The organism is Thermanaeromonas sp., from assembly GCF_021890735.1.
In the GTDB taxonomy this organism is placed as follows: domain Bacteria; phylum Bacillota; class DSM-521; order Neomoorellales; family Neomoorellaceae; genus Thermanaeromonas.
The window spans coordinates 1-21,380 of sequence record NZ_JAKKUR010000024.1 but is presented as its reverse complement, the minus strand read 5'-3'; the positions used below and the strand labels follow the sequence as shown (position 1 = coordinate 21,380).

Below are 21,380 nucleotides of genomic sequence, written 5' to 3'. Positions count from 1 at the left end.
CCCGATATCCTGGGCCGGAAGATTTGGCTAAGGCTTCTCCCGAAGAAGTAGCCGAGGTCATCAGGAGCCTAGGTCTTTACCGTAATAAGAGCCAGAGTGTAGTTTTTACAGCCCGGAAATTAGTGGAAAGATACGGGGGACAGGTACCCCGTACGCGCGAGGAACTTTTAGAGCTTCCCGGTGTAGGGCGCAAGGTGGCCAACGTAGTTTTAAGCCAGGCTTTTGGGCAAGATGTTATTGCCGTAGACACCCACGTTTTCCGGGTGACCAACAGATTGGGACTGGTCCGGGCCAGAACACCGGAAGAGGCGGAAGAGCAGTTGATGCTCATTTTACCTCCCGGAACGAGGGGGGAAGCCCACCATCTTTTTATTTTCCATGGCCGGCGTACATGCCGGTCTCTTCACCCCGACTGCCCGGTTTGCCCTGTTAAGGCGTATTGTAATTACTATCACAGAAAAAATTGATCTGGATCACTTACTGCCGGAAGGGAAAGAGGTAGTATAATCCGTAGAAAGGCGGAGAGCGTGAAACAACTTTAAAAGGAAGGGGTAAAGTTAAGATGAAACGTAAGATTGTTTGTATTGACGAGGAGCTCTGCACTGGCTGTGGTCTTTGTGTCACACCGTGTGCGGAAGGGGCTATTGAAATAGTTAACGGTAAGGCTAAGGTCCTGCGTGAGGAGTTATGTGATGGAGCGGGTGTATGCTTGCCCATTTGCCCGGTGGGTGCTTTATCCATAGAAGAGCGGGAAGCGCCTCCCTTCGACCCGGAAGCTGCGGAAAGAAATTTGGCGGAAAAGAGACGTCAAGGGCAAGCAATAGCGTGCTTCCGGTGCGGTAGGGGGGAGGACCAGGGGGTACTCCTGTTTACCCGGTACCAGGGGCATAGCACGTGGGTGTGCACTCGTTGTTTGCCGGTACTGATTCATGGTTAAATTGATACAGGTTAAATTGATACGGGTTTAAATATGTTAAGGCCGGGAAGAAATCCCGGCCTTTTTTAAAGTGTTTTCTTTGTATAATTTAGTAGCCCGCCGGCCAGGATGATTTCCTTCTGCCTCGGAGAAAGGTTATGGCGCACCTTGAAGGAAGTACCACGGGTGGCGTTTTTGACGGTTAGGACTTCGCCGGCAAGCCTATCTTTTAATTCAATAATCAGTTGGTCACCGGGCTGTATTTCATCGTAATCTTTTTCCTCTACAAAGGTCAGGGGTAAAATACCGAAATTGATAAGGTTACTCCGGTGAATACGGGCAAAGGATTTGGCTATCACCGCTTTGATACCCAGGTACATGGGGCAGAGGGCAGCATGCTCGCGGCTTGATCCTTGCCCGTAGTTTTGACCGCCCACTATTACCCCTTGACCGGCTTCTTTTGCCCTGCGGGCAAAGGTGGGATCTATTCCTTCAAAGACATGCTCGGCCAGGGCCGGTATATTAGAGCGTAAAGGTAAATATTTAGCGCCTGCCGGAGAGATGTCATCGGTAGTTATATTATCGCCTACCTTTAAAAGTACTGGGGCGCTGATTACTTCCGGGAGGGGTTCGGATTGGGGTAAGGGTTTTATGTTAGGCCCGCGTTTGATTTCGACTCCTTCTCCTGAAGCCGGTGGATATAAGAGTAAGCCGTCGTCCACGGGGAAGCGTTCGGGGAAAGCAATGTGTATAGGTTCGCCCAGCTCCCGCGGGTCGGTGAGGACACCGGTTAAAGCTGTGGCCGCGGCGGTCTCCGGGCTGGCGAGATACACCGAAGCATCGGCCGTACCGCTCCGGCCCCGGAAATTGCGGTTAAAAGTGCGCAGAGAAACTCCACCCGAAGGCGGGGCCTGTCCCATTCCTATACAAGGGCCGCAAGCGCATTCCAGGATACGGGCGCCTGCAGCGATAAGATCGGCCAAGGCGCCGTTCTTGGCTAATAGATAAAATACCTGGCGGGATCCAGGGGATATGACCAGGCTAACCTCCGGGTGCACACGTTTCCCCTTTAAAATAGCGGCCACCCGCATAAGGTCTACATAAGAAGAATTAGTACAGCTACCTATGGCTACCTGGTCTACCTTTATGGGCCCTACTTCCCGTACTTTGGCTACGTTGTCGGGCATATGGGGCCTGGCCACCAGAGGCTCAAGAGCAGAAAGATCGATGTCAATTATGCGGCTATAGTGCGCGTCCGGATCGGGCAAGAGCTCCACCCAGTCCTTCTCCCGGCCCTGGGCTTTGAGGAAGGCTAAGGTTACCTCATCGCTGGGGAAGATGGAGGTAGTGGCCCCCAGTTCTGCTCCCATGTTGGCGATGGTAGCCCTTTCGGGAACGGAGAGGGTTTTCACGCCTTCCCCGCCATATTCTATAATTTTCCCTACTCCGCCTTTAACAGTCAGAATCCTGAGGACTTCCAGGATAACATCCTTGGCGCTGACCCAGGGCGAGAGGCGTCCGTGGAGATTTATGCGGATGACCTCAGGCATGGTAAAGTAGAAGGGACCTCCCGCCATGGCCACGGCTACTTCTAGCCCTCCGGCACCTATAGCCAGGGCTCCTATGCCTCCGGCTGTGGGTGTGTGGCTGTCGGACCCCAGCAGAGTAGTACCGGGGACCGCAAACCTCTCCAGGTGCACTTGATGGCAGATGCCGTTTCCTGGACGGGAAAAAATAATGCCGTACTTGGCAGCTATGCTCTGCAGGAAGCGGTGGTCGTCGGCATTTTCAAACCCGGTCTGTAGAGTATTATGATCTACGTAACTTACAGAGAGCTGGGTGCGTACCCGGTCTATGCCTAAAGCTTCAAACTCTAAATAGGCCATGGTCCCGGTGGCATCCTGGGTTAGGGTCTGGTCTATACGGATACCGATCTCTTCTCCGGGTACCATTCTTCCCTCCACCAAGTGGGAGGCTATGATTTTTTCAGCCAGGTTCATGCCCATGAGCTTCTTCCTCCTTGAAGGTTTAGAAATGCTTTTCCTCTGCAATTATATCTGTAGGCGGAAGTAAGATAAAGCCTTGAATAGGGATTATTATTGCTGCACTTTAGTTTTCCAGTGTATTATAAGGGAGGAATGCTGAAGAGGCAAGATACCCGGATTTTAAGGAAGGGGTACCGGCAAAATGGTGGTGGGGGTCTGCACCGTAGAGCTTCGCCTTCTAGAAGCACAGACCTTGAAAGATAAGAGGAGGGTCATCAAAGGGTTGCTAGACAGGGTAAGACAGCGCTACCAAGTAGCTGCCGCCGAAGTAGACCATCAGAACTCCCATACCAGAGCTACCCTAGGGATAGCATGTGTCAGCAACGCTGCCGGGCATGCGGATGAGGTTTTAGCAGCTATCCTTCGCTTTATCGAAGCCCAGGACGAGCTAGAAGTATTGGAGTATCACACTGAGGTATTATAACCATAAATCTTTGGGGGACCGGTAGACTTTATGCCCCTTAACGTAGTGCTGGTAGAACCCGAGATACCCCAGAATACCGGAAATATAGCCAGAACCTGTGCTGCTACGGGAAGTATTCTTCACCTTGTACATCCCTTAGGTTTTTCTTTAGACGAGAAATACTTACGGCGGGCGGGGCTGGACTACTGGGACAAAGTGAATATAGTGGAACACACCAGCTGGTTTGCCTTTTGCCAGGCTTATCCTAATGCCAACTGCTACTATTTTTCCACGAAAGGCCGGAGGCGGTATACTGAGGTAAAGTATAGTGACGGTGATTTTCTTATTTTTGGCCCTGAAACCAGGGGCTTATCCGCCGAAATACTTTCCCAAGCCCCGGAGCGCGTTTTGCGCATTCCTATGCGCCCGGGATTGCGTTCCCTTAATCTGGCTAATAGCGTCGCCCTAGTTTTATACGAAGCCTTAAGGCAATTGGGGTTTCCGGGCTTAGTGTAGCAAATGGGGGGATAATAATCTTAGCACCTTAGCAGGAGAATTGTAAAAGCTGCTGTATATTTATTCCTTAAAAGCTTTTTATGGAGGAGAAATCCCATGAGCGAGCTTCTAGAAAGCAGGGAATACCGGAAGAAAGCTTTAAAAGAGATCATCCTTGCTTTGCACCAAAGGAAAACAGTAGAAGAGGTCAAAGGGAGATTTCGGGAACTTTTAGAAAATGTGTCTCCTACGGAAATCTCCCTCATTGAGCAGGAACTTATAAATGAAGGTTTGCCGGTTGAAGAGGTACAGCGTTTGTGCGATGTGCACGCGGCAGTTTTTCGAGAGGGTACTTGTTGTTTCCTTATCTAGAAAAATATAACATCACCGGCCCTCCTAAAGTTATGTGGGGCGTGGATGACGAGATACGGGGGCTTATTAAAGAAGCTAAAACCCTTGCCCTACATTATGCTCCAGGGAAAAAAGAGGAGCTTTTAGGTAAGGTACGGGAAGCCCTGGGTAAAGTAAGCGATATGATATTCCTATTATCGGCCGTAGAGTAGAGAACTGCCATCCCCCTGCTAGTGTGCATATAGTGGAAAAGCTTATAGAGGATTTTCGCACCGGCCGGAAGGATAAAGAAAGTTTCTGGATTAGATTGGGCGATAAATATGTACTTATCCAGTATTTTGCAGTACGGGATGAGGAAGGGAACTTCATGGGCACTTTAGAGGTAACCATGGATATAAAACCCCTCCAGGCTATCACTGGAGAAAAGAGGATTATGGATAATTAAAATTCGCAATAAGTATAAGACAAAGGCATAGTTCTGGGCGAAATAGTAAATTTGCTGTTTTAAGGTTGGAAAGTTCTCCTTTAGGCATCTATAGGTGGAGACCGGTTTAGGGCTTGGGAGAGGAGGAGATTTAATTTGGAGCAGGGGCTAAATGTACTAGGCTTTAGCTATAATGGGTACCATTTTTCCTTCGGCCAGCGCACTTACATTATGGGAGTGCTCAATGTTACACCGGATTCTTTTTCCGACGGAGGCCTGTATTTCGACCTGGACCGGGCTTTAGAGAGGGCCTACAGCATGGTGGAGGCCGGTGCGGATATCATAGATGTGGGAGGAGAGTCTACCCGGCCGGGTTCAGATCCCGTTCCCTTGGAGGAAGAGTTGCGCCGGGTTCTCCCTGTGGTAGAAAGGCTGGCCCGTGAACTTAAAGTCCCTATCTCTGTGGATACTTACAAAGCAGAGGTGGCGCGGCAAGCCCTGGAGCGGGGTGCCACCATGATTAACGACATTACTGGATTGCGGGCTGATCCCCGGATGCCCGAGGTGGTGGCCCGCTTTGGTTGTCCTGTAGTGGTTATGCATATAAAGGGTACGCCTAAGAATATGCAGGAGAACCCAACTTATGAGGATGTGGTAGCAGAGGTAAAGGAATACCTGCTAGAAGGGATCAGGCTTGCGGTGGAAGCGGGCTTGCCCAGAGAAAAAGTTATTATCGATCCGGGGATAGGGTTCGGCAAGACTGTAGACCATAATTTGGAGATTTTAAGGCGCCTTAAAGAATTTAAAGCTTTGGGACAAGCTCTTTTGGTAGGTACCTCCCGGAAATCTTTTATAGGTAAGCTTCTTAATTTGCCCGTAAACGAGCGTCTCCTGGGGACAGCGGCCACAGTAGCTTTGAGTATAGCTGGAGGAGCTGATATCGTACGAGTACACGATGTCGGAGAGATGAAGCAAGTTGTCCAGATGGCTGATGCCATAGTAAGGGGCTATCACCATGGATAAGATTTCTTTAAAAGGGATGTCTTTTTATGGTTATCATGGTGTGCTGCCTGAAGAAAAGGCTTTAGGGCAGCGTTTCTTAGTGGATGTGGTCCTTAACCTGGACCTTTACCCTGCAGGGCACAAGGATTCCATCCAAGAAAGCGTTGACTATACAAAAATTTACTCCTTAGTTAAGCAGATAGTCGAAGAAGAAAAGTTTAACCTTATCGAGGCCCTGGCGGAAAGAATCGCTAGCAAGGTATTGGAGCAGTTTAAAGTTGTACAACAGGTCACGGTTACCGTTTCCAAGCCGGAGGTGCCCATACCTGGGATACTCTCCGGTGTTCAGGTAGAGATAACCCGCCGCCAGCTTACCTGGGCAATTTTAGCCTTAGGCTCTAACATTGAGCCAAAAGAAGAATATATTCGACAGGCCGTACGCTTACTTCATAATCATCCTCGTATTACTGTGCGTAAGACATCATCTCTTTACTTGACTGAACCGGTAGGCTATAAAGAACAGGATTGGTTCCTTAACGCGGTGGTGGCCTGCGAGACGGATTTGAGCCCCCTCGAGCTTTTGCAAGAGACTCAGCGAATAGAGGTTATGCTACAACGGGAACGTAAAATCCACTGGGGTCCCCGTACCATCGATATAGATATTATTTTATATGGGAAAGAGAGGATAAACTTGCCTGAGCTTATAATCCCTCACCCCCGGGCTTTTGAAAGATCTTTTGTCCTGGTACCTTTGGCCGAAGTTATGGAGGAAGAAGAAATTTACGCTGGCAAGACGGCTAAAGATTTCTTGGCCCAGCTTAAGCACCCTACTAAAGTAGAATATTACGGGCCTTTAAAGTTATAGAGAAAAGGCAGGTTGAAAGCTAATGTTTGAACTGGATAAAATTGAGCAAGCAATCCGCATGATATTAGAAGCTATCGGGGAAAACCCTGAACGCGAGGGCCTTCGGGATACCCCTCGCCGGGTCGCTAAGATGTATCAAGAAATTTTTGCCGGGCTGCGCCAGGACCCGGCAGCGGTGTTTACTGTACACTATACTGAAGAGCATGAGGAGTTAGTCATAGTTAGAGATGTTCCTTTCTACTCCATGTGTGAGCACCATTTGTTACCGTTTTTTGGCAAGGTGCACCTGGGCTACATACCGCGTAAGGGCCGGGTGGTGGGATTGAGCAAATTGGTAAGGGGAATTGAAGTTTTCACCAAGCGGCCCCAGCTTCAAGAACGCCTTACCAAGCAGATTGCCGATGCCATTATGAAATATGTGCGGGCGCTGGGGGTTATAGTGATAATAGAAGCTGAGCATATGTGTATGACCATGCGGGGCGTAAAAAAGCCGGGCTCCTTAACAATTACTTCCGCCGTTAGGGGCGTTCTCCATGACGACGAAGCCTTGCGTTCGGAAGCTTTAGCGTTGATCAAAGGCGGGCGTTGTCATTTAGTTCCTTGACTATCCGTAAGACGAGGTTATATAATTAAAAATGAAAAGTTAATAACTGTCGGGGTGTAGCTCAGTTTGGTTAGAGCGCATGGTTCGGGACCATGAGGTCGGGAGTTCAAGTCTCCCCACTCCGACCAGGTTAAAAGGGCGCAGGATTTTGCGCCCTTAAATTTTTGGTGGTTTAAAGGCTATCTTTATGCCGTACCTTTAAGGGTATAAGGGTACGGCATTGTTGATTCTTATAGGCTCCGTTCGTTATAGGGGAACGGGTATGCAATTTGTAATCGCTAAATAATTTGCCGGCATCTTGCTTACAAACAATAAGTTGTTGCATCCCCAGTAGAATTTCTATACAATAGGTTATGGGGTTTCCATTTTTGTGGAGATGGTGGTAGCATGAGTTTTTGGTTTTTAGTAGTCAGCCGTTGGCAAAGCATCCTGGAATCTACGTGGGAACATATCTTAATAGTCGCCGTAGCTGTCTGTGTGGCAGTGGTTTTGGGAGTAGGACTGGGGGTAATGATCACCTACTGGCGGTCCTTGGCGGGACCCGTTCTTTACTTCTGCCAGGTAGTCATGACCATCCCCAGCCTGGCTATGTTGGGCCTTTTGCTGCCCGTGTTCGGCATCGGTTACAAGACGGGAGTAGCCACTCTGATCCTTTACTCGCTACTGCCCATAGTGCGAAATACTTATGCTGGTATCGAGGGGATCGAACCAGCCATAATCGAGGCGGCCAAGGGCATGGGTATGAGGGAAATTACCATCTTGCGCCGTATTAAACTTCCCTTGGCCTGGCCTGTGATTCTGGCCGGAATACGTACCGCTGTGGTCATGATCGTCGGCATTGCTGCCATCGCCTCTTACATTGGGGCCGGTGGGCTGGGTGAATTCATATTCCGCGGTATTTCCCAATGGAACCTCCAGCTAGTCCTCGTAGGAGCTGTATGTGTTTCCATCCTGGCGGTGCTGGCTGATGGGCTATTAAAACGGGTGGAGGGCCGGACCCGCAGGTAAGGTTTGCTAACAGAATTAAAGGGGGAGGTGACCGGATTGATAAAGCTAGAGGGTGTTACCAAGATATTTCCACGCCAGAAGGTTCCGGCAGTCAAAAACCTGAGCATGGAAGTCGCAGAAGGGGAAATATGTGTTTTGGTAGGACCCTCCGGCTGCGGTAAAACCACCACTATGAAGATGATCAACCGGTTGATTGAACCTACGGAAGGGAAAATATATGTGAACGGCCGGGACGTGGCTGAGGTGGACCCCATAAAACTCCGTCAGAATATCGGCTACGTGATTCAAGAAATAGGTTTGTTCCCCCACATGACCATCGCTGAGAATATCGCTACTGTCCCAAGGGAAAAGGGCTGGCCTGAGGATAAGATACAAGAGCGGGTGGACGTGCTGCTGGAACTGGTAGGACTGGACCCTGAAGTTTACCGTAACCGCAAACCTGCGGATCTGAGCGGAGGGCAGCGCCAGCGCGTGGGCGTGGCCAGGGCCCTGGCGGCGGATCCCCCCATATTGCTCATGGATGAGCCTTTCGGAGCGGTAGACCCCATTACTAGGGCTCACCTGCAAAACGAATTCCTGTCTTTACAGAAAAAGATGAAGAAGACCATCATGTTTGTAACCCACGATATAGACGAAGCCATAAAAATGGGAGATAAAATCGCTGTTATGCGGGCTGGTGAGCTGGTCCAGTACGATACGCCGGACCGGATCTTAAGCGCTCCGGCGGACGACTTCGTGGTCGCGCTGGTGGGTCACAACCGTGCCTTAAAACGGTTGAACCTGGTCAAGGCAGGGGATGTTGCCAGGAAGGATGTACCTGTGGCCAAGGGCACTTGCTCCCTTGAGGAAGCCAAGAAACTGCTACAGGCTGATAACTTGCCGGTAATAGTTATAGTAGACGGCTTAAATCGTCCCCGGGGAGTGGCCTACAAAGAGGAACTGTTACGGAGGAACGGCCAGGCGCACCTGCAAGAGATCATGACCCCCCTGGAAAGTGTAGCCGATGAGGATGCCACCCTGTATGATGCCCTTTCTACCATGTTAAACTATGGAGAGCGTTACGTGGTAGTAATGAACCACAATAAGGAATTTCAGGGAATCATTACTTTTGGCTATTTACTGGAGTTGATGAAAGAAAATGGGTCTTAAAATGTCCGGGTTTCGCAGGTGGCTGCCCTCCCTCTTGTTTGTGACTTGCGGCGGTGCTGCGGCCGTGTATTTTGTGGAGAACCCGGGAAGTGCCATGGCCGCTAGGGTGCTCACTTACAACCATCTTGCGGTCCTAACCGCTCAGCACGTAGGCATGGTTGTTATATCCTCCCTTCTGGCCGCGACCACGGCTCTACCTCTGGGTATCCTCATCAGCCGGCCCAGGTTGCGCCTTTTGGGAACGATCCTGGAAAACATAGTAAATATAGGGCAGACGATTCCCAGCATTGCGGTCATCGCTCTGTCTTTTACCGTTCTGGGTCTGGGCTTTAATACAGCCCTCTTCGCCCTCTGGCTGTATTCCCTGTTACCCATTTTGCGCAATACCTATGCCGGGATCATGAGCGTGCCTCCTGGTGTCCGGGAGGCAGCCGTGGGAATGGGTATGCGTCCTTGGCGCATCCTGTTCAAGGTGGAATTGCCTTTAGCCTTTCCGATTATTATGGCCGGTATTCGGACGGCAGTGGTGGTCAATGTGGGAACGGCCACCTTGGCTACCTTCATAGGAGCCGGCGGGTTTGGTCACCTTATAGTAACCGGAATTATGGTGCGCAGACTTCAGTTACTGTTAAGCGGTTGTATATTAAGCGCCCTTCTGGCCATGCTTTGCGACCATCTTTTAGGTATGGTGGAAGAAAAGGTGAAAGCTTCAATTTGAGAAGGCCGGAGCCCTTTGCCTTTACGTATTCAGGCGTTTTCCTGGTTTCTTTGCGGCGGTATCCCGTCAGGGGCTAAGGTCTTAAGGGAGTCAATTTTTAAAAGGAGGTAAAGCTCAATGAGACGACTGATATCAAAATATGGAATAATATGGCTAATTAGCCTGTTGTTTTTGCTTCCGCTACTGTCAGGATGCAGCGGGGGTCAGGCGCAAAGGGCGCCGGGGGCTATCGACAAGTGGGTTTTTGCCACGGACCACGAGTTTTCGGTGCGCCCTGACGGTTTACCGGAACTGCTCAAACTTTACGGCTTTGAATTTGACGAAGTAAGGATTATGGATTTAGGGGTCACCTACGGAGCCTTGAGGGATGGTCAGGTGGCCGCGGCCATGGGTTTTGCCACCGATGGCCGTATTGCGGCTTTTGACCTGGTGAACCTGGAAGACGACAAAAATTTTTTCCCCGTGTATAACCCCGCACCGGTGGTGCGCAAGGAGATTTTAGACCGCTATCCGGAGCTGGAAGAGATTTTGGGCCGCATCGGCCCTCTTCTGGATACCGAGACCATGATAAACTTGAACGCCCAGGTAGATGTAGAAAATAAGGATCCCAAAGAGGTGGCGAGGCAGTGGCTCCTGGAGCAAGGGCTGATAAAAGAAGAGGCTCCGGCTCCCACCAAAGGTAAGATTGTGGTGGGCTCTAAGGAGTTCACCGAGCAGCTCATTCTGGGGGCCATTACCATACAGGTTCTGGCCGACGCGGGCTTTGAAGCAGTGGACAGTACCGGCCTGGCCGGTTCAGAGGTAGTGCGTAAAGCTTTGACCAGCGGCGAAATCGACGTCTACTGGGAATATACTGGTACGGCGTGGCTGGTGCACCTGGGGCATGACGAACCCTTAACGGATTCCGAGGAATGTTACAACCGGGTAAAAGAAGAAGACCTGGCCCGGTACAACCTGGTATGGCTTACCTACGCTCCCTTTGACAACACCTATACTATTATGATGCGCAAGGCCGACGCCGAGGCATTGGGCATTAAGACCATTAGCGATTTAGCCCGGGTGATCAACGAAGGAAGAAAGTGAGGAGAAGAAAGATCGACGGCTCCGGCCTTCTCTTGGCTTCTTAATCTTGAGGGAGTAGCACGGCAGAAGAAAGGGTGGCTTCTTTGAGCGGGCTGGTAACAGTTTATGGAGAAGGAAGGATAGTGGAAACTTTGGAGATGTTGGGGGCTATAAAACACCGGGGTTCTGCTGGTCAATGGGTGGGGGATCTGGAGATTCCACCGGTGGCCATAGGTTACAGGTGGAGTAGTTCTGAGGGTGAAAAAGATAATTTTTATGTTACTGGAGATGCGGTGATCGCCCTGGATGGGCAGTTGTTCGGCGGTGATAACGGGGGTTCCTGGGACCGTCGATTAAGGGCTCAGGAACTCCTTAGCCTTTACCAGAGGCTAGGCACGCGGTTTTTCTCCGGGCTTAAGGGGATGTTTGCCCTCTGCATGGACCTGTCCGGCCAGGAATTGCTTGTCGCCAGGGACCGACTGGGTATAAAACCCTTGTATTGGGGCCGGAAAGGGCAGGCTTTTTACTTTGCTTCCGAGATAAAAGCCCTCGTTAACGAGTGCGAGGAGATAGAAGTTTTCCCGCCCGGCCACTATTTTCACCCCCAGGAGGGCCTGGTGCCTTTTAGCCTGGAAGAAAAATACCCGCCCCCGCCATCTTCCTGGCAGGAAGCATGTTTTCGACTGCGCAGTGTACTGCAGGAAGCCGTGGCCCGGTGTTTGCCGGAAAGGGGTAAAGTAGGGATTTTCTTGAGCGGGGGTCTGGATAGCAGCATTGTGGCTGCCGTAGCCCGGGGTTTAGGGACGGAGATCGAGAGCATTGCCGTCGGCTACCACGGAAGCCCAGACTTGGAGTATGCGCGGTTGGTCGCCCGGTGGTTGGGGCTCAAGCACCACGAGTATGTCTATGGCGCAAGGGAAATAGAGGATGTACTTCCTAAAGTGATTTACCATCTGGAGTCCTTTGACTGGTCTCTGGTGCGCAGTGCAGTGCCCAATTACTTGGCAGCCCGTCTGGCCAGGCAGGAGGGGTTGGATTATGTCCTGGTCGGCGAAGGTAGTGATGAACTTTTCGGAGGATATCATTACCTGAAGGGGAAAAGCCGGGAGAAGCAACGGCAGGAAATGGTGAGGCTCCTGAAGACCGCCCATACCATGGGGTTGCAGCGGGTGGACCGCATGACGTCGGCCTTCGGCCTAACTGGTATTTTACCCTTCCTGGATTATAAGGTGGTGGGGCTAGCAGCTTCCTTGCCGTTGGAGTGGAAGATAAGCCGTGACGGGGTAGAAAAGTGGATCCTGCGGGAGGCCTTTAGGTCCGAGTTACCCTCCGAGATAGTCGACAGGCAGAAGGAGGAGTTCAGTCAAGGTGCCGGGTCGGCAGGGCTCATGGCCGAGATGGTTGCTGACGCGATATCCGATGAGGAGTTTGCGGCCGAAAGCCGGGTGACTCCAGAGGTCACCCTCCGCTCCAAGGAGGAACTTTATTACTATCGCATCTTTAAGGAATTTTATCCCCAGCCTGAACTGGCCCGGTTAGTAGGGCGCTGGACGCCGCATTAGCTAGCTTCCCTGCGGCCGCGGGATTTCTATAGCTTCCTTTTCTGAACCTTAATCGGTGAGAATTCCACCTCAGCAGTTTATTGGTACCCGGAATATGGATAAGTCTGCTTACCGTAGCGGAAATAAATACCAACATATCGATCTTTGCGGGTATCTCTACTTAAAACCCCGGCTCGAAAAGGGAGCCGGGGCCTTTGCCCGCCCTGACAAATTTCTTGTAGAGCAAAAACCTCTCTGCTTTCCAGGCATGGGGGGCATACCTGTTTCCCGGTATACCCCGCCCTCTTACTTACCGAAATACCTTTTAAGAAGGCCTTCTAGGGCTTGAGCATGGCGTGCTTCGTCCCGGGAAGATTCGTCGAAGAAATCATGAGCCTGATCTATGTTGTTCTCTTTAGCCTTTACTGCGGCCTCCCTTTTGCCACGGTTGGCATGCTTCTCGCCCTCCAGCATTCTTTCGAGGTTTTCCTTGGTAGAAGCGGAAATTTTACCGTTTAATTCGGCAAAGTGGGCTGCATGACAGGCTTCTTCCCAGGCTATCTTTTCCAGTACTTCAGCGATCTCCGGATAGCCTTCTCGCTGGGCCTGGCGGGCCATGGCCAGGTATAAACCGACTTCCGTGGTTTCTCCCCGGAAGTTAGCCTCTACGGCTTCTTCAAGTGCAGTACCTTTGGTTACACCTAGCTGTACTTGGTTGACTAATTCAGACATCCAGAACCCTCCTCATTAAATAGTAATTATTACTACTAAGATTTACAGTTTAAATTATAAGCTGGTTACGATTACCCGTCAAGAGCCCGAGGAAAATTTTTTAGGGAAGGAGTTTTATATTTTACGTAGAAATATGAACCCCAGTATGAAGTACGAGCCCTTTGTTCATCTACATGTACATAGCGAGTATAGCCTCCTGGACGGCGCTGCGCGGCTGGAAGAGCTGGTTGAAGCAGCGGCAAGCTGGGGTATGCCTGCTTTAGCCTTAACGGATCACGGAGTAATGTATGGAGTGGTAGATTTTTATAAGGCGGCCAAAGCCCGTGGTATTAAGCCTATTTTGGGCTGTGAGGTCTACGTGGCTCCGCGTAGCCGGTTTGATAGGGAGCCCCACCGGGATAATTTCCAATACCATTTAGTTTTGCTGGCAGAAAACGAAGTAGGGTACCGCAACTTGATGGCGTTAGTTTCTGCAGCGTACTTGGAAGGATTTTACTATAAGCCGCGGGTGGACAGAGAACTTCTGGCCCGACACCGGGAGGGGCTTATAGCTTTAAGCAGTTGCCTTGCAGGAGAAATACCTACCCTTCTCTTAAACGGTCAAGAGGAAAAGGCCTTTGAGGTAGCCGGCTGGTACCGAGAGGTCTTCGGTCCCGGCAGTTTCTTCCTGGAGTTACAGGACCAGGGTCTTCCCGGACAGTCCAAGGTAAATGCTGGGTTGATAAACCTGGCCCGCAAGCTGGGGATAGCCCTTGTGGCGACCAACGACGTCCACTATGTACGGCGTGACCAGGCGCGGCTTCAGGACGTTTTGCTGTGCATACAGACCGGCAAAACACTCCAGGAAGAGCAAAGGCTGCGTTTTATTACCCCTGAGTTTTATCTTAAAAGCCGGGCAGAAATGGAAGAACTTTTCGGCGAAGTTCCCGAAGCTCTGGACAATACTTTAGAGCTCGCGGAACGCTGCTCTTTCGATTTTGAGTTCGGCAGGCTGCACCTACCGGAATATCGTGTGCCTCCGGGTGAAACCCCTTCTTCTTTCCTTCGCCATCTTTGTTATGAAGGGTTGGAAAAACGATATTCACCTCCTACAAGGGAAGCCCGGGAGCGCCTAGAACATGAGCTCAGTATCATCGAACGGATGGGCTATCAAGGATACTTTTTAATAGTGTGGGATCTGGTGAACTTCGCCAGGAGGCAGGGGATCCCCGTAGGGCCGGGGCGGGGTTCGGCGGCCGGAAGCCTGGTTGCTTACTGCCTAGGCATAACTAATATCGATCCCTTACGGTATAACCTGCTCTTTGAGCGCTTCCTTAACCCTGAGCGGGTGAGCATGCCGGATATTGATATAGACTTCTGTTTTGAGCGCCGGGACGAGGTCATAGAGTATGTCCGGCAAAAATACGGCGAGGATCATGTGGCCCAGATCATAACCTTTGGAACCATGGCGGCGCGGGCGGCCGTCCGTGACGTGGGGCGAGTTTTAGGCTGGCCTGTAGCCGAAGTGGACAGGATTGCCAAGTTAGTCCCCGCTGAGCTGGGAATTACCCTGGATCGGGCCTTGGAGGTCTCTCCAGAGCTTAGGGGGCTTTACCAGAATAGCAGCCGGGTGCGAGAATTATTGGACACCGCCCGGGCTGTTGAAGGGTTCCCGCGCCACGCTTCTATCCATGCGGCAGGCCTTGTTATAACCCCTGAGCCGCTTGTCCACTATATTCCCCTACAGAAAACCGGTGATGCCATAACCACTCAGTTCCCGATGCAAACGGTGGAGGAATTGGGGCTTTTAAAGATGGACCTCCTGGGCCTGCGCACTTTGACCGTCATAGGCCATACAGTGGAGGTGCTACGCAAGCAAGGGAAAGAAATAGATATAGATAGCTTGCCCCTAGATGACCGGAAGACCTACGAACTTTTGTCTACCGGAGAAAGTACAGGCATATTTCAGCTAGAAAGCTCCGGCATGCGTTCTTTGTTGCGGAGCCTAAAGCCTGAACGTATGGAGGATATTATAGCCCTGGTAGCCCTGTACCGGCCGGGCCCGTTGGGTAGCGGTATGGTGGAGGATTTTATCCAGAGGAAACACGGCCTGGTACCCGTCACTTATCCTCATCCCGACTTAGAGCCGGTTTTAAAAGAAACTTATGGGGTCATCCTGTACCAGGAACAGGTCATGCAGATAGCGCACCTTATGGCCGGCTATACTTTAGGCCAAGCTGATGAGCTGCGCAGGGCTATGGGGAAAAAGAAGCCCGAGGAGATGGCCCGCCACCGGGATCAGTTTATAGAAGGGGCTACGAAAAAGGGATATGATCCCGAGCTTGCCGCACATATTTTCGATCTTATGGAGTACTTTGCCGGATACGGTTTTAATAAATCCCATAGTGCCGCTTATGCTCTTGTAGCTTACCAGACAGCTTATCTTAAGGCCCACCACCCGGCGGAGTTCATGGCCGCCCTTTTAAGCAGTGTAAGCCAGCACCTGGAGAAGGTAGCGCCTTATTTAGAAGAATGCCGCAGGCTGGGCATTAAGGTGCTTCCACCGGATATAAATGAGTCGGGCGTAGATTTTAGTGTAGGGGAAGGACACATCCGTTTTGGACTGGCGGCTATAAAAAACGTGGGGCGGGCAGCGGTTGAGGCCATAATCGCTGCCCGAGAAGCTGGAGGTCCTTTTACTTCCCTGGCGGATTTCTGCCGGAGAGTGGACCTGCAGGTGGTCAACCGCCGGGTCTTGGAAAGCCTCATAAGATGCGGAGCTTTTGATTCTTTGGGTAAAGGGCGCAGGCCCCTCCTGGAGGCACTGGATACCTGTATAGAGGCGGCCAGCCAGGCCCAGAGCGACCGTAAGAAAGGGCAGGTATCCCTGCTGGATATGGTAGGAGCAACTTTGGAAGATCCTCCCTTACCCGAGGTGCCCGAGTTTTCCCAGGAAGAAATCCTGGCCATGGAAAAGGAACTGCTGGGGTTTTATTTGAGCGGCCACCCCTTGGAGCCTTATGCCAAAAGCTTGCGCAGGCTGACCACCCATACCTTAGCCAGGCTTACGGAGCTTGCTGACGGAACTCCTGTAGTTGTGGGTGGCGTTTTGGTGGGCTTCCGTAAAGTGATCACCCGCCGGGGGGAACCCATGGCTTATCTGGTGCTTGAAGACTTCGGAGGCCAGGTCGAAGTCCTTGTTTTCCCGCGGCTTTTTGAGCGCTGCCGGGAGTGGCTGTTGAAAGACCAGGTTTTACTGGTGGAAGGGCGCGTGGACCGGGAGGAGGAAGGGGTAAAGGTGCTGGCGGAGCATTTAGAGAAGCTCCCCAAAGATGAATTGCCCAGCTTATACTTAAAAATAGAAAAGGGAAGGGGGCTAAAGGAGCTGCAAAGGGTCTTGGCCGCCCACCCGGGGCCGCATCCCGTGTACTTTTATTTTCCTGAGAAAAGGAGCAGGTTTTTGGCTAAGCGCAGGTATTGGGTTACGTTAGATCCTCCGCTTTTAAGGGAGCTGGTTGATATTTTGGGAGAGGATAGGGTAAAAGTAATACCGGGAAAATAACAAGAAAAGAGAAAGAGGGGAGCAGGAATATCGCCAAGCAGGTGGAATAAAGGTTTTAATGGATAATAACAAAAAGTTTAACTTGGGGGGAGAGGACGCATGGATAATTCTTCGGTAGTAGGCGGGGACTATATTGTAGTTAAAGCCTTGGAAAATGGAGTAACTATTAGCGGCCTCACCCGCGGTAAGGATACCAAGTTTCACCATTCAGAAAAGCTGGACAAGGGTGAGATAATGATAGCCCAGTTTACCGAACACACCGCGGCCATGAAGATCCGTGGTAGAGCGGTCGTGTTGACCAAGTTCGGTAGCCTGGAAGCGGGGGAGTGAGGGGAATATGTGGACGGTTGTTTATATCGCTTCCAGCGAGAAGGCGGCCACACGCTTAAAAGAGATTTTAACCCGGGAAGGCCTTTTAGTCAAGCTTAGGCCGGTGGGGACTTCCCACGGGGAAAATCTAGGGGGATACGAGATTTTAGTTCCCGAATCCGAAGCTGAAGAAGCCCATGAAATTTTAAGTTCGGCCTTATCGCGTTAAGTAAAGGAGCGGAGCTTAGTGAAAACAATAGGGGTGCTAACCAGCGGGGGCGATGCCCCGGGAATGAATGCGGCCATTAGGGCTGTAGTGCGCAAGGCTCAGAAGCTGGGTGTAGAGGTGATAGGCGTCTCTCGGGGGTACGCGAGGTTAATCCAGGGTGACTTCCGGCGGCTAACCTCATCCATAGTAGCGGATACCATTCACCGTGGAGGTACCATACTTCTCACGGCCCGCTCGGATGAATTTCTCACCGAGGCGGGCCGCGCACGTGCTCTGGAGAACGCCCGGCGGGAGGGAATGGAGGGGCTTGTAGTTATAGGAGGTGACGGTTCCTTCCGGGGGGCCTTGCACCTGCACAGGAAGGGGTTTCCGGTTATCGGCGTCCCCGCCACTATTGATAACGATATCCCCGGTACTGATTATACTATAGGCTTCGACACAGCACTCAATACGGCCGTAGAGGCCATCAATAAAATCCGGGATACGGCTACTTCCCATGAACGGATATTTATTATAGAAATTATGGGCCGCGGTTCTGGCCAATTGGCCCTCGCTGCCGGGCTGGCGGGTGGGGCGGAGTCCATACTGATACCTGAGCGGCCCATAGACTATGATGAGATTGTGAACCGGCTGGAGCGAGGGCGGAAACGGGGGAAACTCCATAGCATCATCGTGGTAGCCGAAGGTGCGGGAAGCGCTTTGGAAGTAAGTAAAGAGATAGCGCGCAGGACTGCCTTGGAAAGCCGGGTCACTATTTTGGGCCATATACAGCGGGGCGGCAACCCTACCGCCTTTGACCGTATTTTAGCCAGCCGCTTGGGAGCCAGGGCTGTGGAGCTTTTGGTGTCGGGTGTAAGCGGCAAGATGGTAGGAATAAAGGATAACCGTGTGGTGGATGTAGACCTTGAAGAGGTGCTTAAGGGTAAAAAAGACATTGATCAGGAGGTTTACGAATTAGCCAATGACCTTGCGTTGTAGGCACCGCCGGACAAAAATAGTTTGCACTTTGGGACCGGCCAGCGAAAGGGTGGAAGTTTTAACCCAAATGATTAGGGCCGGGATGAACGTAGCTCGCTTTAACTTTTCCCACGGTACTTGGGACGAGCACGGAGCCCGGATGGAAGCCGTAAAAAAGGCTGCTGCACAGGTAGGAGCCAGGGTGGCCTTGCTTTTAGATACTAAAGGCCCTGAGATACGGTTGGGTAGGGTAAAACCCGGTGTGGTGCTTCAGGACGGCAGGGAAGTTGTACTTACCACTGAGGATGTGGAAGGAGATGAGGAACGCCTTCCCGTTACCCTGCCCGATTTGCCACGGGATGTACAGCCCGGACAGCAGATCCTTTTGGACGACGGGATGATAGAGCTGGAGGTTTTGGCTAAGGGTTCTACCGAAGTTAGATGTTTGGTGAAACACGGGGGCGAGATCTCCAGCCATAAAGGGGTTAATATACCGGGGGTTGTCTTAAACCTTCCCGCCTTGACGGACAAGGATGTCGCCGATATAGAATTTGGCCTGAAGCAAGGGATAGATTTTCTTGCCCTTTCTTTTGTCCGTACTGCCCAGGACGTGTTAGAAGCAAAGCGCCTGCTGGAAGAGCATAAAGCCCGGGTGGGCGTCATAGCTAAAATTGAAAACCGCATCGGTGTGGAAAACATAGATGAGATCATAGAAGTAGCCGACGGCGTCATGGTGGCCAGAGGGGATCTGGGGGTGGAGATACCCGTAGAAGAAGTGCCCCTGGTTCAAAAGATGATCATAAAGAAATGCAACCGGGCCGGAAAGCCGGTCATCACTGCTACGCAGATGTTAGAGTCCATGGTTCGTAACCCCCGGCCTACTCGAGCCGAGGTTGCCGACGTGGCCAATGCCATCCTGGACGGAACGGATGCTGTGATGCTATCTGCGGAGACGGCTGTAGGCCGCTACCCGGTGGAAGCGGTGGCTACCATGGCGCGCATAGCCCGGCGCGCGGAGGAAAGCCTGCCTCATGAAGAAATTTTAAGGCGCGAAGGCGTGGGCGAGCGGACGGCCACCGATGCCATAAGCCATGCAAGTTGTACGATTGCCCTGCAGTTGGGAGCTAAGGCTATCATAACTCCCACTGCTTCTGGAGCTACCGCGCGGCGTGTAGCCCGGTACCGTCCACCGGCCCCCATTTTGGCCACCAGTGCCAATGAGAAAGTCTTAAACCAGTTGTGCCTGGTCTGGGGGGTCGAGCCTCTTCTAGTAGAAAGGACAGAAGGTACGGATGAGATGGTAAATGCGGCGGTGAGCGCGGCCGTGCGTTCCGGCCAGGTGCAGGAAGGCGACCTGGTAGTTATCACCGCCGGCGTACCTGCTAACGTACCGGGAACAACCAACCTTCTTAAGGTACATATTGTGGGTGAGGCCTGGGAGTAAGGTAAGGACGCTTTCTCTCCCGGGCCCAGACGGGTGAGGGCCGCTTTATATTTTGGGGGAGTACACCCTTACGGTAAGGTTCTACCACGATGCGGCCAGAAGACAGGCGGGCTATTTCCGGATAGGGCCTCACTTCTTCCGGTCCCGGAGGCACAGCTACCGTACTGGCTATGCGGAGCTGCGAAGGCTGCATTTCTAAGGCCAAGATTATAGCGCTTGTATTTCCTCTGTATCCGGCGTGGGCCGTCCCCTTTAGGCGACCTAAAATGAAAATGCTGCCCGATGCCCGTACAATAGCGCCGCGGTGGACGTTGCCGAGGAGGACCAGATCTCCCTCTACCGTAAGTTCCTGACCCGAACGCAGGGTTAGTTCTTTAAGGATTGTAGGGAGTTTGGATGCCGGCCTAACGGAAGGGGTAGCGGTCTCTCTGGCGGGTAACAGCCCGTAATGCCGGCAGAGTTCTTCCAGCTCCGAGGCCTCCCCGGTCGTTAAGGGACGGGAAGGGGAGAGGATAAACCGGGCACCCCTGAAGAAACCCCTTGCTTCCTCCAACTTGGCCTTTAAAGCTTCTTTGATCTCTTCCAGATCGCTTTCTCCTTTGAATTGGATGACCAAACCCTGGCGAGTACCCTTTATAGTTACGACTTCTTGAGCCATAAACCTACTCCTTGTCGTCAAAATTTGTCACGTTAATATCATTTTCGCTCTGATACCCTCGTTTTCCTTCTTTAGAACGGGTAAAAGAGTTAAACGGTGTCGGGGTTATTGAAAGCAGAAAAAATAGCGTAAAGAATGTAGAAGGAAGTAAATGTAGAAAGAGGTAATCGTATGATCCCCCTAAAATTTGGTTCCCAAGTCGTGCCCTGTAAAGGTATAATTTTCGATAAAGACGGTACCCTTTTGGATTCTTTCGTTATTTGGCCCCGCCTTATACAAAAGCGGGTGGAATACTTGGAGCAGTATTTCTCCTTAGATGTAGACACCAAAAAAACTATTTTAAAGGCCATGGGCCTTAAAGAAGACAACACCGTAGTCCGCAGGAGCCCCATAGTTGTAGGAACAAGGCGGCAGACGGCTGCCGCGGTGGCCACTGTCCTGTTCTTACGCCTGGGAATTCCCTGGGATGAAGGTCTGGCTAAAACGTTAGAGGCTTTTGCGAACTGCGATGAAAATGCAGGGCTGGAGTGGCAGGCCGTCCCGGTACCCGGGGTGAAGGAAGCCTTAGAAAGATTGCATGCTTCCGGTTGCAAGTTGGCCGTAGCCACTAACGATGATCTCGAGCGTACTATGGCTTTAATGGATTTAAGCGGCCTTAAGCCCTATATTTCTGCTTATGCCTGCCGGGATGAAGTCAGCGAGAGCAAACCGGCTCCGGAAATGGTTTTTTTGGCCAGCGAACGCATGGGTTTGTCGCCTTCGGAGTGCGCGGTGGTGGGGGATTCCCTTTTAGATATAGAGATGGGGAAAAGGGCCGGGGTAAAGGTAGCAGTAGGAGTTACTACCGGGGCCTGTTTGGCTCATGAAATGGAAGGTTACGCTGATATTGTACTACCGAGTGTAGCCGCGATAGTTCCTGTCTGAGAA

The 21,380-nt window shown here is 51.6% G+C and carries 20 protein-coding genes, 1 tRNA gene and 2 pseudogenes; 20 read left to right on the top strand and 3 right to left on the bottom strand.

The genetic code is table 11. The annotated features are described in order from the left end of the window. Both L5656_RS06125 and L5656_RS06120 read left to right on the top strand, forming a co-directional pair. On the top strand, positions 1 to 467 hold a 467-nt coding region (locus L5656_RS06125), incomplete at its 5' end, for an endonuclease III domain-containing protein (protein ID WP_297200542.1). Between the two features lie 95 nt (positions 468 to 562). Next, positions 563 to 937 carry an ATP-binding protein gene (locus tag L5656_RS06120; protein WP_297200538.1) on the top strand — a complete coding sequence of 125 codons (375 nt, stop codon included), beginning with the start codon at positions 563 to 565 and terminating at the stop codon, positions 935 to 937. Between the two features lie 65 nt (positions 938 to 1,002). Here the strand turns inward: L5656_RS06120 and L5656_RS06115 are convergent, their stop codons facing one another. Next, entirely contained in the window at positions 1,003 to 2,922 is a 1,920-nt protein-coding gene (locus tag L5656_RS06115; protein WP_297200535.1) for an aconitate hydratase, read from the bottom strand. Positions 2,923 to 3,103: 181 nt separating this feature from the next. On the opposite strand from L5656_RS06115, the gene L5656_RS06110 reads away from it, so the two are divergent. The 12 genes and pseudogenes from L5656_RS06110 to L5656_RS06045 all read left to right on the top strand — a co-directional run bounded on the left by L5656_RS06110 (position 3,104) and on the right by L5656_RS06045 (position 12,604). Next, the gene (locus L5656_RS06110; protein WP_297200532.1) at positions 3,104 to 3,385 is read left to right on the top strand and encodes a DUF503 domain-containing protein; all 282 of its coding nucleotides are present in this window, start codon (positions 3,104 to 3,106) and stop codon (positions 3,383 to 3,385) included. A gap of 30 nt (positions 3,386 to 3,415) precedes the next feature. Next, positions 3,416 to 3,880, top strand: a complete 465-nt coding sequence (gene trmL / locus L5656_RS06105; RefSeq protein ID WP_297200530.1) for a tRNA (uridine(34)/cytosine(34)/5-carboxymethylaminomethyluridine(34)-2'-O)-methyltransferase TrmL — start codon at positions 3,416 to 3,418, stop codon at positions 3,878 to 3,880. 96 nt (positions 3,881 to 3,976) lie between these two features. Continuing rightward, positions 3,977 to 4,655, top strand: a pseudogene (locus L5656_RS11380) (DUF438 domain-containing protein). Between the two features lie 135 nt (positions 4,656 to 4,790). After that, positions 4,791 to 5,657: a dihydropteroate synthase gene (folP, locus tag L5656_RS06085; protein WP_297200519.1), complete on the top strand. Its 867-nt coding sequence runs from the start codon at positions 4,791 to 4,793 to the stop codon at positions 5,655 to 5,657. Continuing rightward, positions 5,650 to 6,501: a 2-amino-4-hydroxy-6-hydroxymethyldihydropteridine diphosphokinase gene (folK, locus tag L5656_RS06080; protein WP_297200517.1), complete on the top strand. Its 852-nt coding sequence runs from the start codon at positions 5,650 to 5,652 to the stop codon at positions 6,499 to 6,501. Before folP ends, folK begins: the two co-directional genes overlap by 8 nt. Positions 6,502 to 6,523: 22 nt before the next feature. After that, positions 6,524 to 7,105: a GTP cyclohydrolase I FolE gene (folE, locus tag L5656_RS06075; protein ID WP_297200514.1), complete on the top strand. Its 582-nt coding sequence runs from the start codon at positions 6,524 to 6,526 to the stop codon at positions 7,103 to 7,105. 50 nt (positions 7,106 to 7,155) lie between these two features. Continuing rightward, positions 7,156 to 7,233, top strand: a tRNA-Pro gene (locus L5656_RS06070). A gap of 259 nt (positions 7,234 to 7,492) precedes the next feature. After that, positions 7,493 to 8,113, top strand: coding sequence for an ABC transporter permease (locus tag L5656_RS06065; RefSeq protein WP_297200511.1), 621 nt, complete (start codon positions 7,493 to 7,495; stop codon positions 8,111 to 8,113). Positions 8,114 to 8,149: 36 nt separating this feature from the next. After that, positions 8,150 to 9,262 carry a betaine/proline/choline family ABC transporter ATP-binding protein gene (locus tag L5656_RS06060; protein ID WP_297200508.1) on the top strand — a complete coding sequence of 371 codons (1,113 nt, stop codon included), beginning with the start codon at positions 8,150 to 8,152 and terminating at the stop codon, positions 9,260 to 9,262. 40 nt (positions 9,263 to 9,302) lie between these two features. Beyond that, positions 9,303 to 9,980: an ABC transporter permease gene (locus tag L5656_RS06055; RefSeq protein ID WP_297200545.1), complete on the top strand. Its 678-nt coding sequence runs from the start codon at positions 9,303 to 9,305 to the stop codon at positions 9,978 to 9,980. 117 nt (positions 9,981 to 10,097) lie between these two features. Then, positions 10,098 to 11,063 carry a glycine betaine ABC transporter substrate-binding protein gene (locus L5656_RS06050; RefSeq protein ID WP_297200506.1) on the top strand — a complete coding sequence of 322 codons (966 nt, stop codon included), beginning with the start codon at positions 10,098 to 10,100 and terminating at the stop codon, positions 11,061 to 11,063. An 83-nt stretch (positions 11,064 to 11,146) separates the two neighbouring features. Beyond that, complete coding sequence (locus tag L5656_RS06045) at positions 11,147 to 12,604, top strand: asparagine synthase-related protein (protein WP_297200504.1); 1,458 nt, start codon at positions 11,147 to 11,149, stop codon at positions 12,602 to 12,604. Between the two features lie 285 nt (positions 12,605 to 12,889). Here L5656_RS06045 and L5656_RS06040 read toward each other — a convergent pair whose 3' ends face one another. Continuing rightward, a complete protein-coding gene (locus L5656_RS06040; protein WP_297200501.1) occupies positions 12,890 to 13,315 on the bottom strand; it encodes a ferritin-like domain-containing protein in 426 nt (141 codons plus the stop codon). Positions 13,316 to 13,460: 145 nt separating this feature from the next. Between L5656_RS06040 and L5656_RS06035 the strand changes: the two genes are divergently transcribed. The 5 genes and pseudogenes from L5656_RS06035 to pyk all read left to right on the top strand — a co-directional run. Next, positions 13,461 to 16,856 (top strand): DNA polymerase III subunit alpha, encoded by a 3,396-nt coding sequence (locus L5656_RS06035; protein WP_297200498.1) that lies wholly within the window; start codon positions 13,461 to 13,463, stop codon positions 16,854 to 16,856. 99 nt (positions 16,857 to 16,955) lie between these two features. Beyond that, a complete protein-coding gene (mtrB, locus tag L5656_RS06030; RefSeq protein ID WP_297200495.1) occupies positions 16,956 to 17,186 on the top strand; it encodes a trp RNA-binding attenuation protein MtrB in 231 nt (76 codons plus the stop codon). 7 nt (positions 17,187 to 17,193) lie between these two features. Continuing rightward, entirely contained in the window at positions 17,194 to 17,394 is a 201-nt protein-coding gene (locus tag L5656_RS06025) for a glutamate decarboxylase (RefSeq protein WP_297200492.1), read from the top strand. Positions 17,395 to 17,412: 18 nt separating this feature from the next. Beyond that, positions 17,413 to 18,372: a 6-phosphofructokinase gene (pfkA, locus tag L5656_RS06020; protein WP_297200488.1), complete on the top strand. Its 960-nt coding sequence runs from the start codon at positions 17,413 to 17,415 to the stop codon at positions 18,370 to 18,372. Next, a pseudogene (pyk, locus tag L5656_RS06015) lies at positions 18,356 to 19,783 on the top strand (pyruvate kinase); the annotation flags it as partial. The gene pfkA and the pseudogene pyk, both read left to right, overlap by 17 nt. Here pyk and L5656_RS06010 read toward each other — a convergent pair. Beyond that, entirely contained in the window at positions 19,761 to 20,453 is a 693-nt protein-coding gene (locus tag L5656_RS06010) for a septum site-determining protein MinC (RefSeq protein WP_297200480.1), read from the bottom strand. The pseudogene pyk and the gene L5656_RS06010 sit on opposite strands and share 23 nt — an antisense overlap. Positions 20,454 to 20,624: 171 nt before the next feature. Here L5656_RS06010 and L5656_RS06005 point away from each other — a divergent pair, with 171 nt between their 5' ends. Beyond that, positions 20,625 to 21,377 (top strand): HAD family hydrolase, encoded by a 753-nt coding sequence (locus L5656_RS06005; RefSeq protein WP_297200477.1) that lies wholly within the window; start codon positions 20,625 to 20,627, stop codon positions 21,375 to 21,377. Positions 21,378 to 21,380: the final 3 nt, after the last annotated feature.

Coding starts and splice junctions, on each gene's coding strand:
- L5656_RS06120 (WP_297200538.1), top strand. CDS start 563: ATGAAACGTAAGATTGTTTGTATTGACGAGGAGCTCTGCACTGGCTGT.
- L5656_RS06115 (WP_297200535.1), bottom strand. CDS start 2,922: ATGGGCATGAACCTGGCTGAAAAAATCATAGCCTCCCACTTGGTGGAG.
- L5656_RS06110 (WP_297200532.1), top strand. CDS start 3,104: ATGGTGGTGGGGGTCTGCACCGTAGAGCTTCGCCTTCTAGAAGCACAG.
- trmL (WP_297200530.1), top strand. CDS start 3,416: ATGCCCCTTAACGTAGTGCTGGTAGAACCCGAGATACCCCAGAATACC.
- folK (WP_297200517.1), top strand. CDS start 5,650: ATGGATAAGATTTCTTTAAAAGGGATGTCTTTTTATGGTTATCATGGT.
- folE (WP_297200514.1), top strand. CDS start 6,524: ATGTTTGAACTGGATAAAATTGAGCAAGCAATCCGCATGATATTAGAA.
- L5656_RS06065 (WP_297200511.1), top strand. CDS start 7,493: ATGAGTTTTTGGTTTTTAGTAGTCAGCCGTTGGCAAAGCATCCTGGAA.
- L5656_RS06050 (WP_297200506.1), top strand. CDS start 10,098: ATGAGACGACTGATATCAAAATATGGAATAATATGGCTAATTAGCCTG.
- L5656_RS06040 (WP_297200501.1), bottom strand. CDS start 13,315: ATGTCTGAATTAGTCAACCAAGTACAGCTAGGTGTAACCAAAGGTACT.
- L5656_RS06035 (WP_297200498.1), top strand. CDS start 13,461: ATGAAGTACGAGCCCTTTGTTCATCTACATGTACATAGCGAGTATAGC.
- mtrB (WP_297200495.1), top strand. CDS start 16,956: ATGGATAATTCTTCGGTAGTAGGCGGGGACTATATTGTAGTTAAAGCC.
- L5656_RS06025 (WP_297200492.1), top strand. CDS start 17,194: ATGTGGACGGTTGTTTATATCGCTTCCAGCGAGAAGGCGGCCACACGC.
- L5656_RS06010 (WP_297200480.1), bottom strand. CDS start 20,453: ATGGCTCAAGAAGTCGTAACTATAAAGGGTACTCGCCAGGGTTTGGTC.
- L5656_RS06005 (WP_297200477.1), top strand. CDS start 20,625: ATGATCCCCCTAAAATTTGGTTCCCAAGTCGTGCCCTGTAAAGGTATA.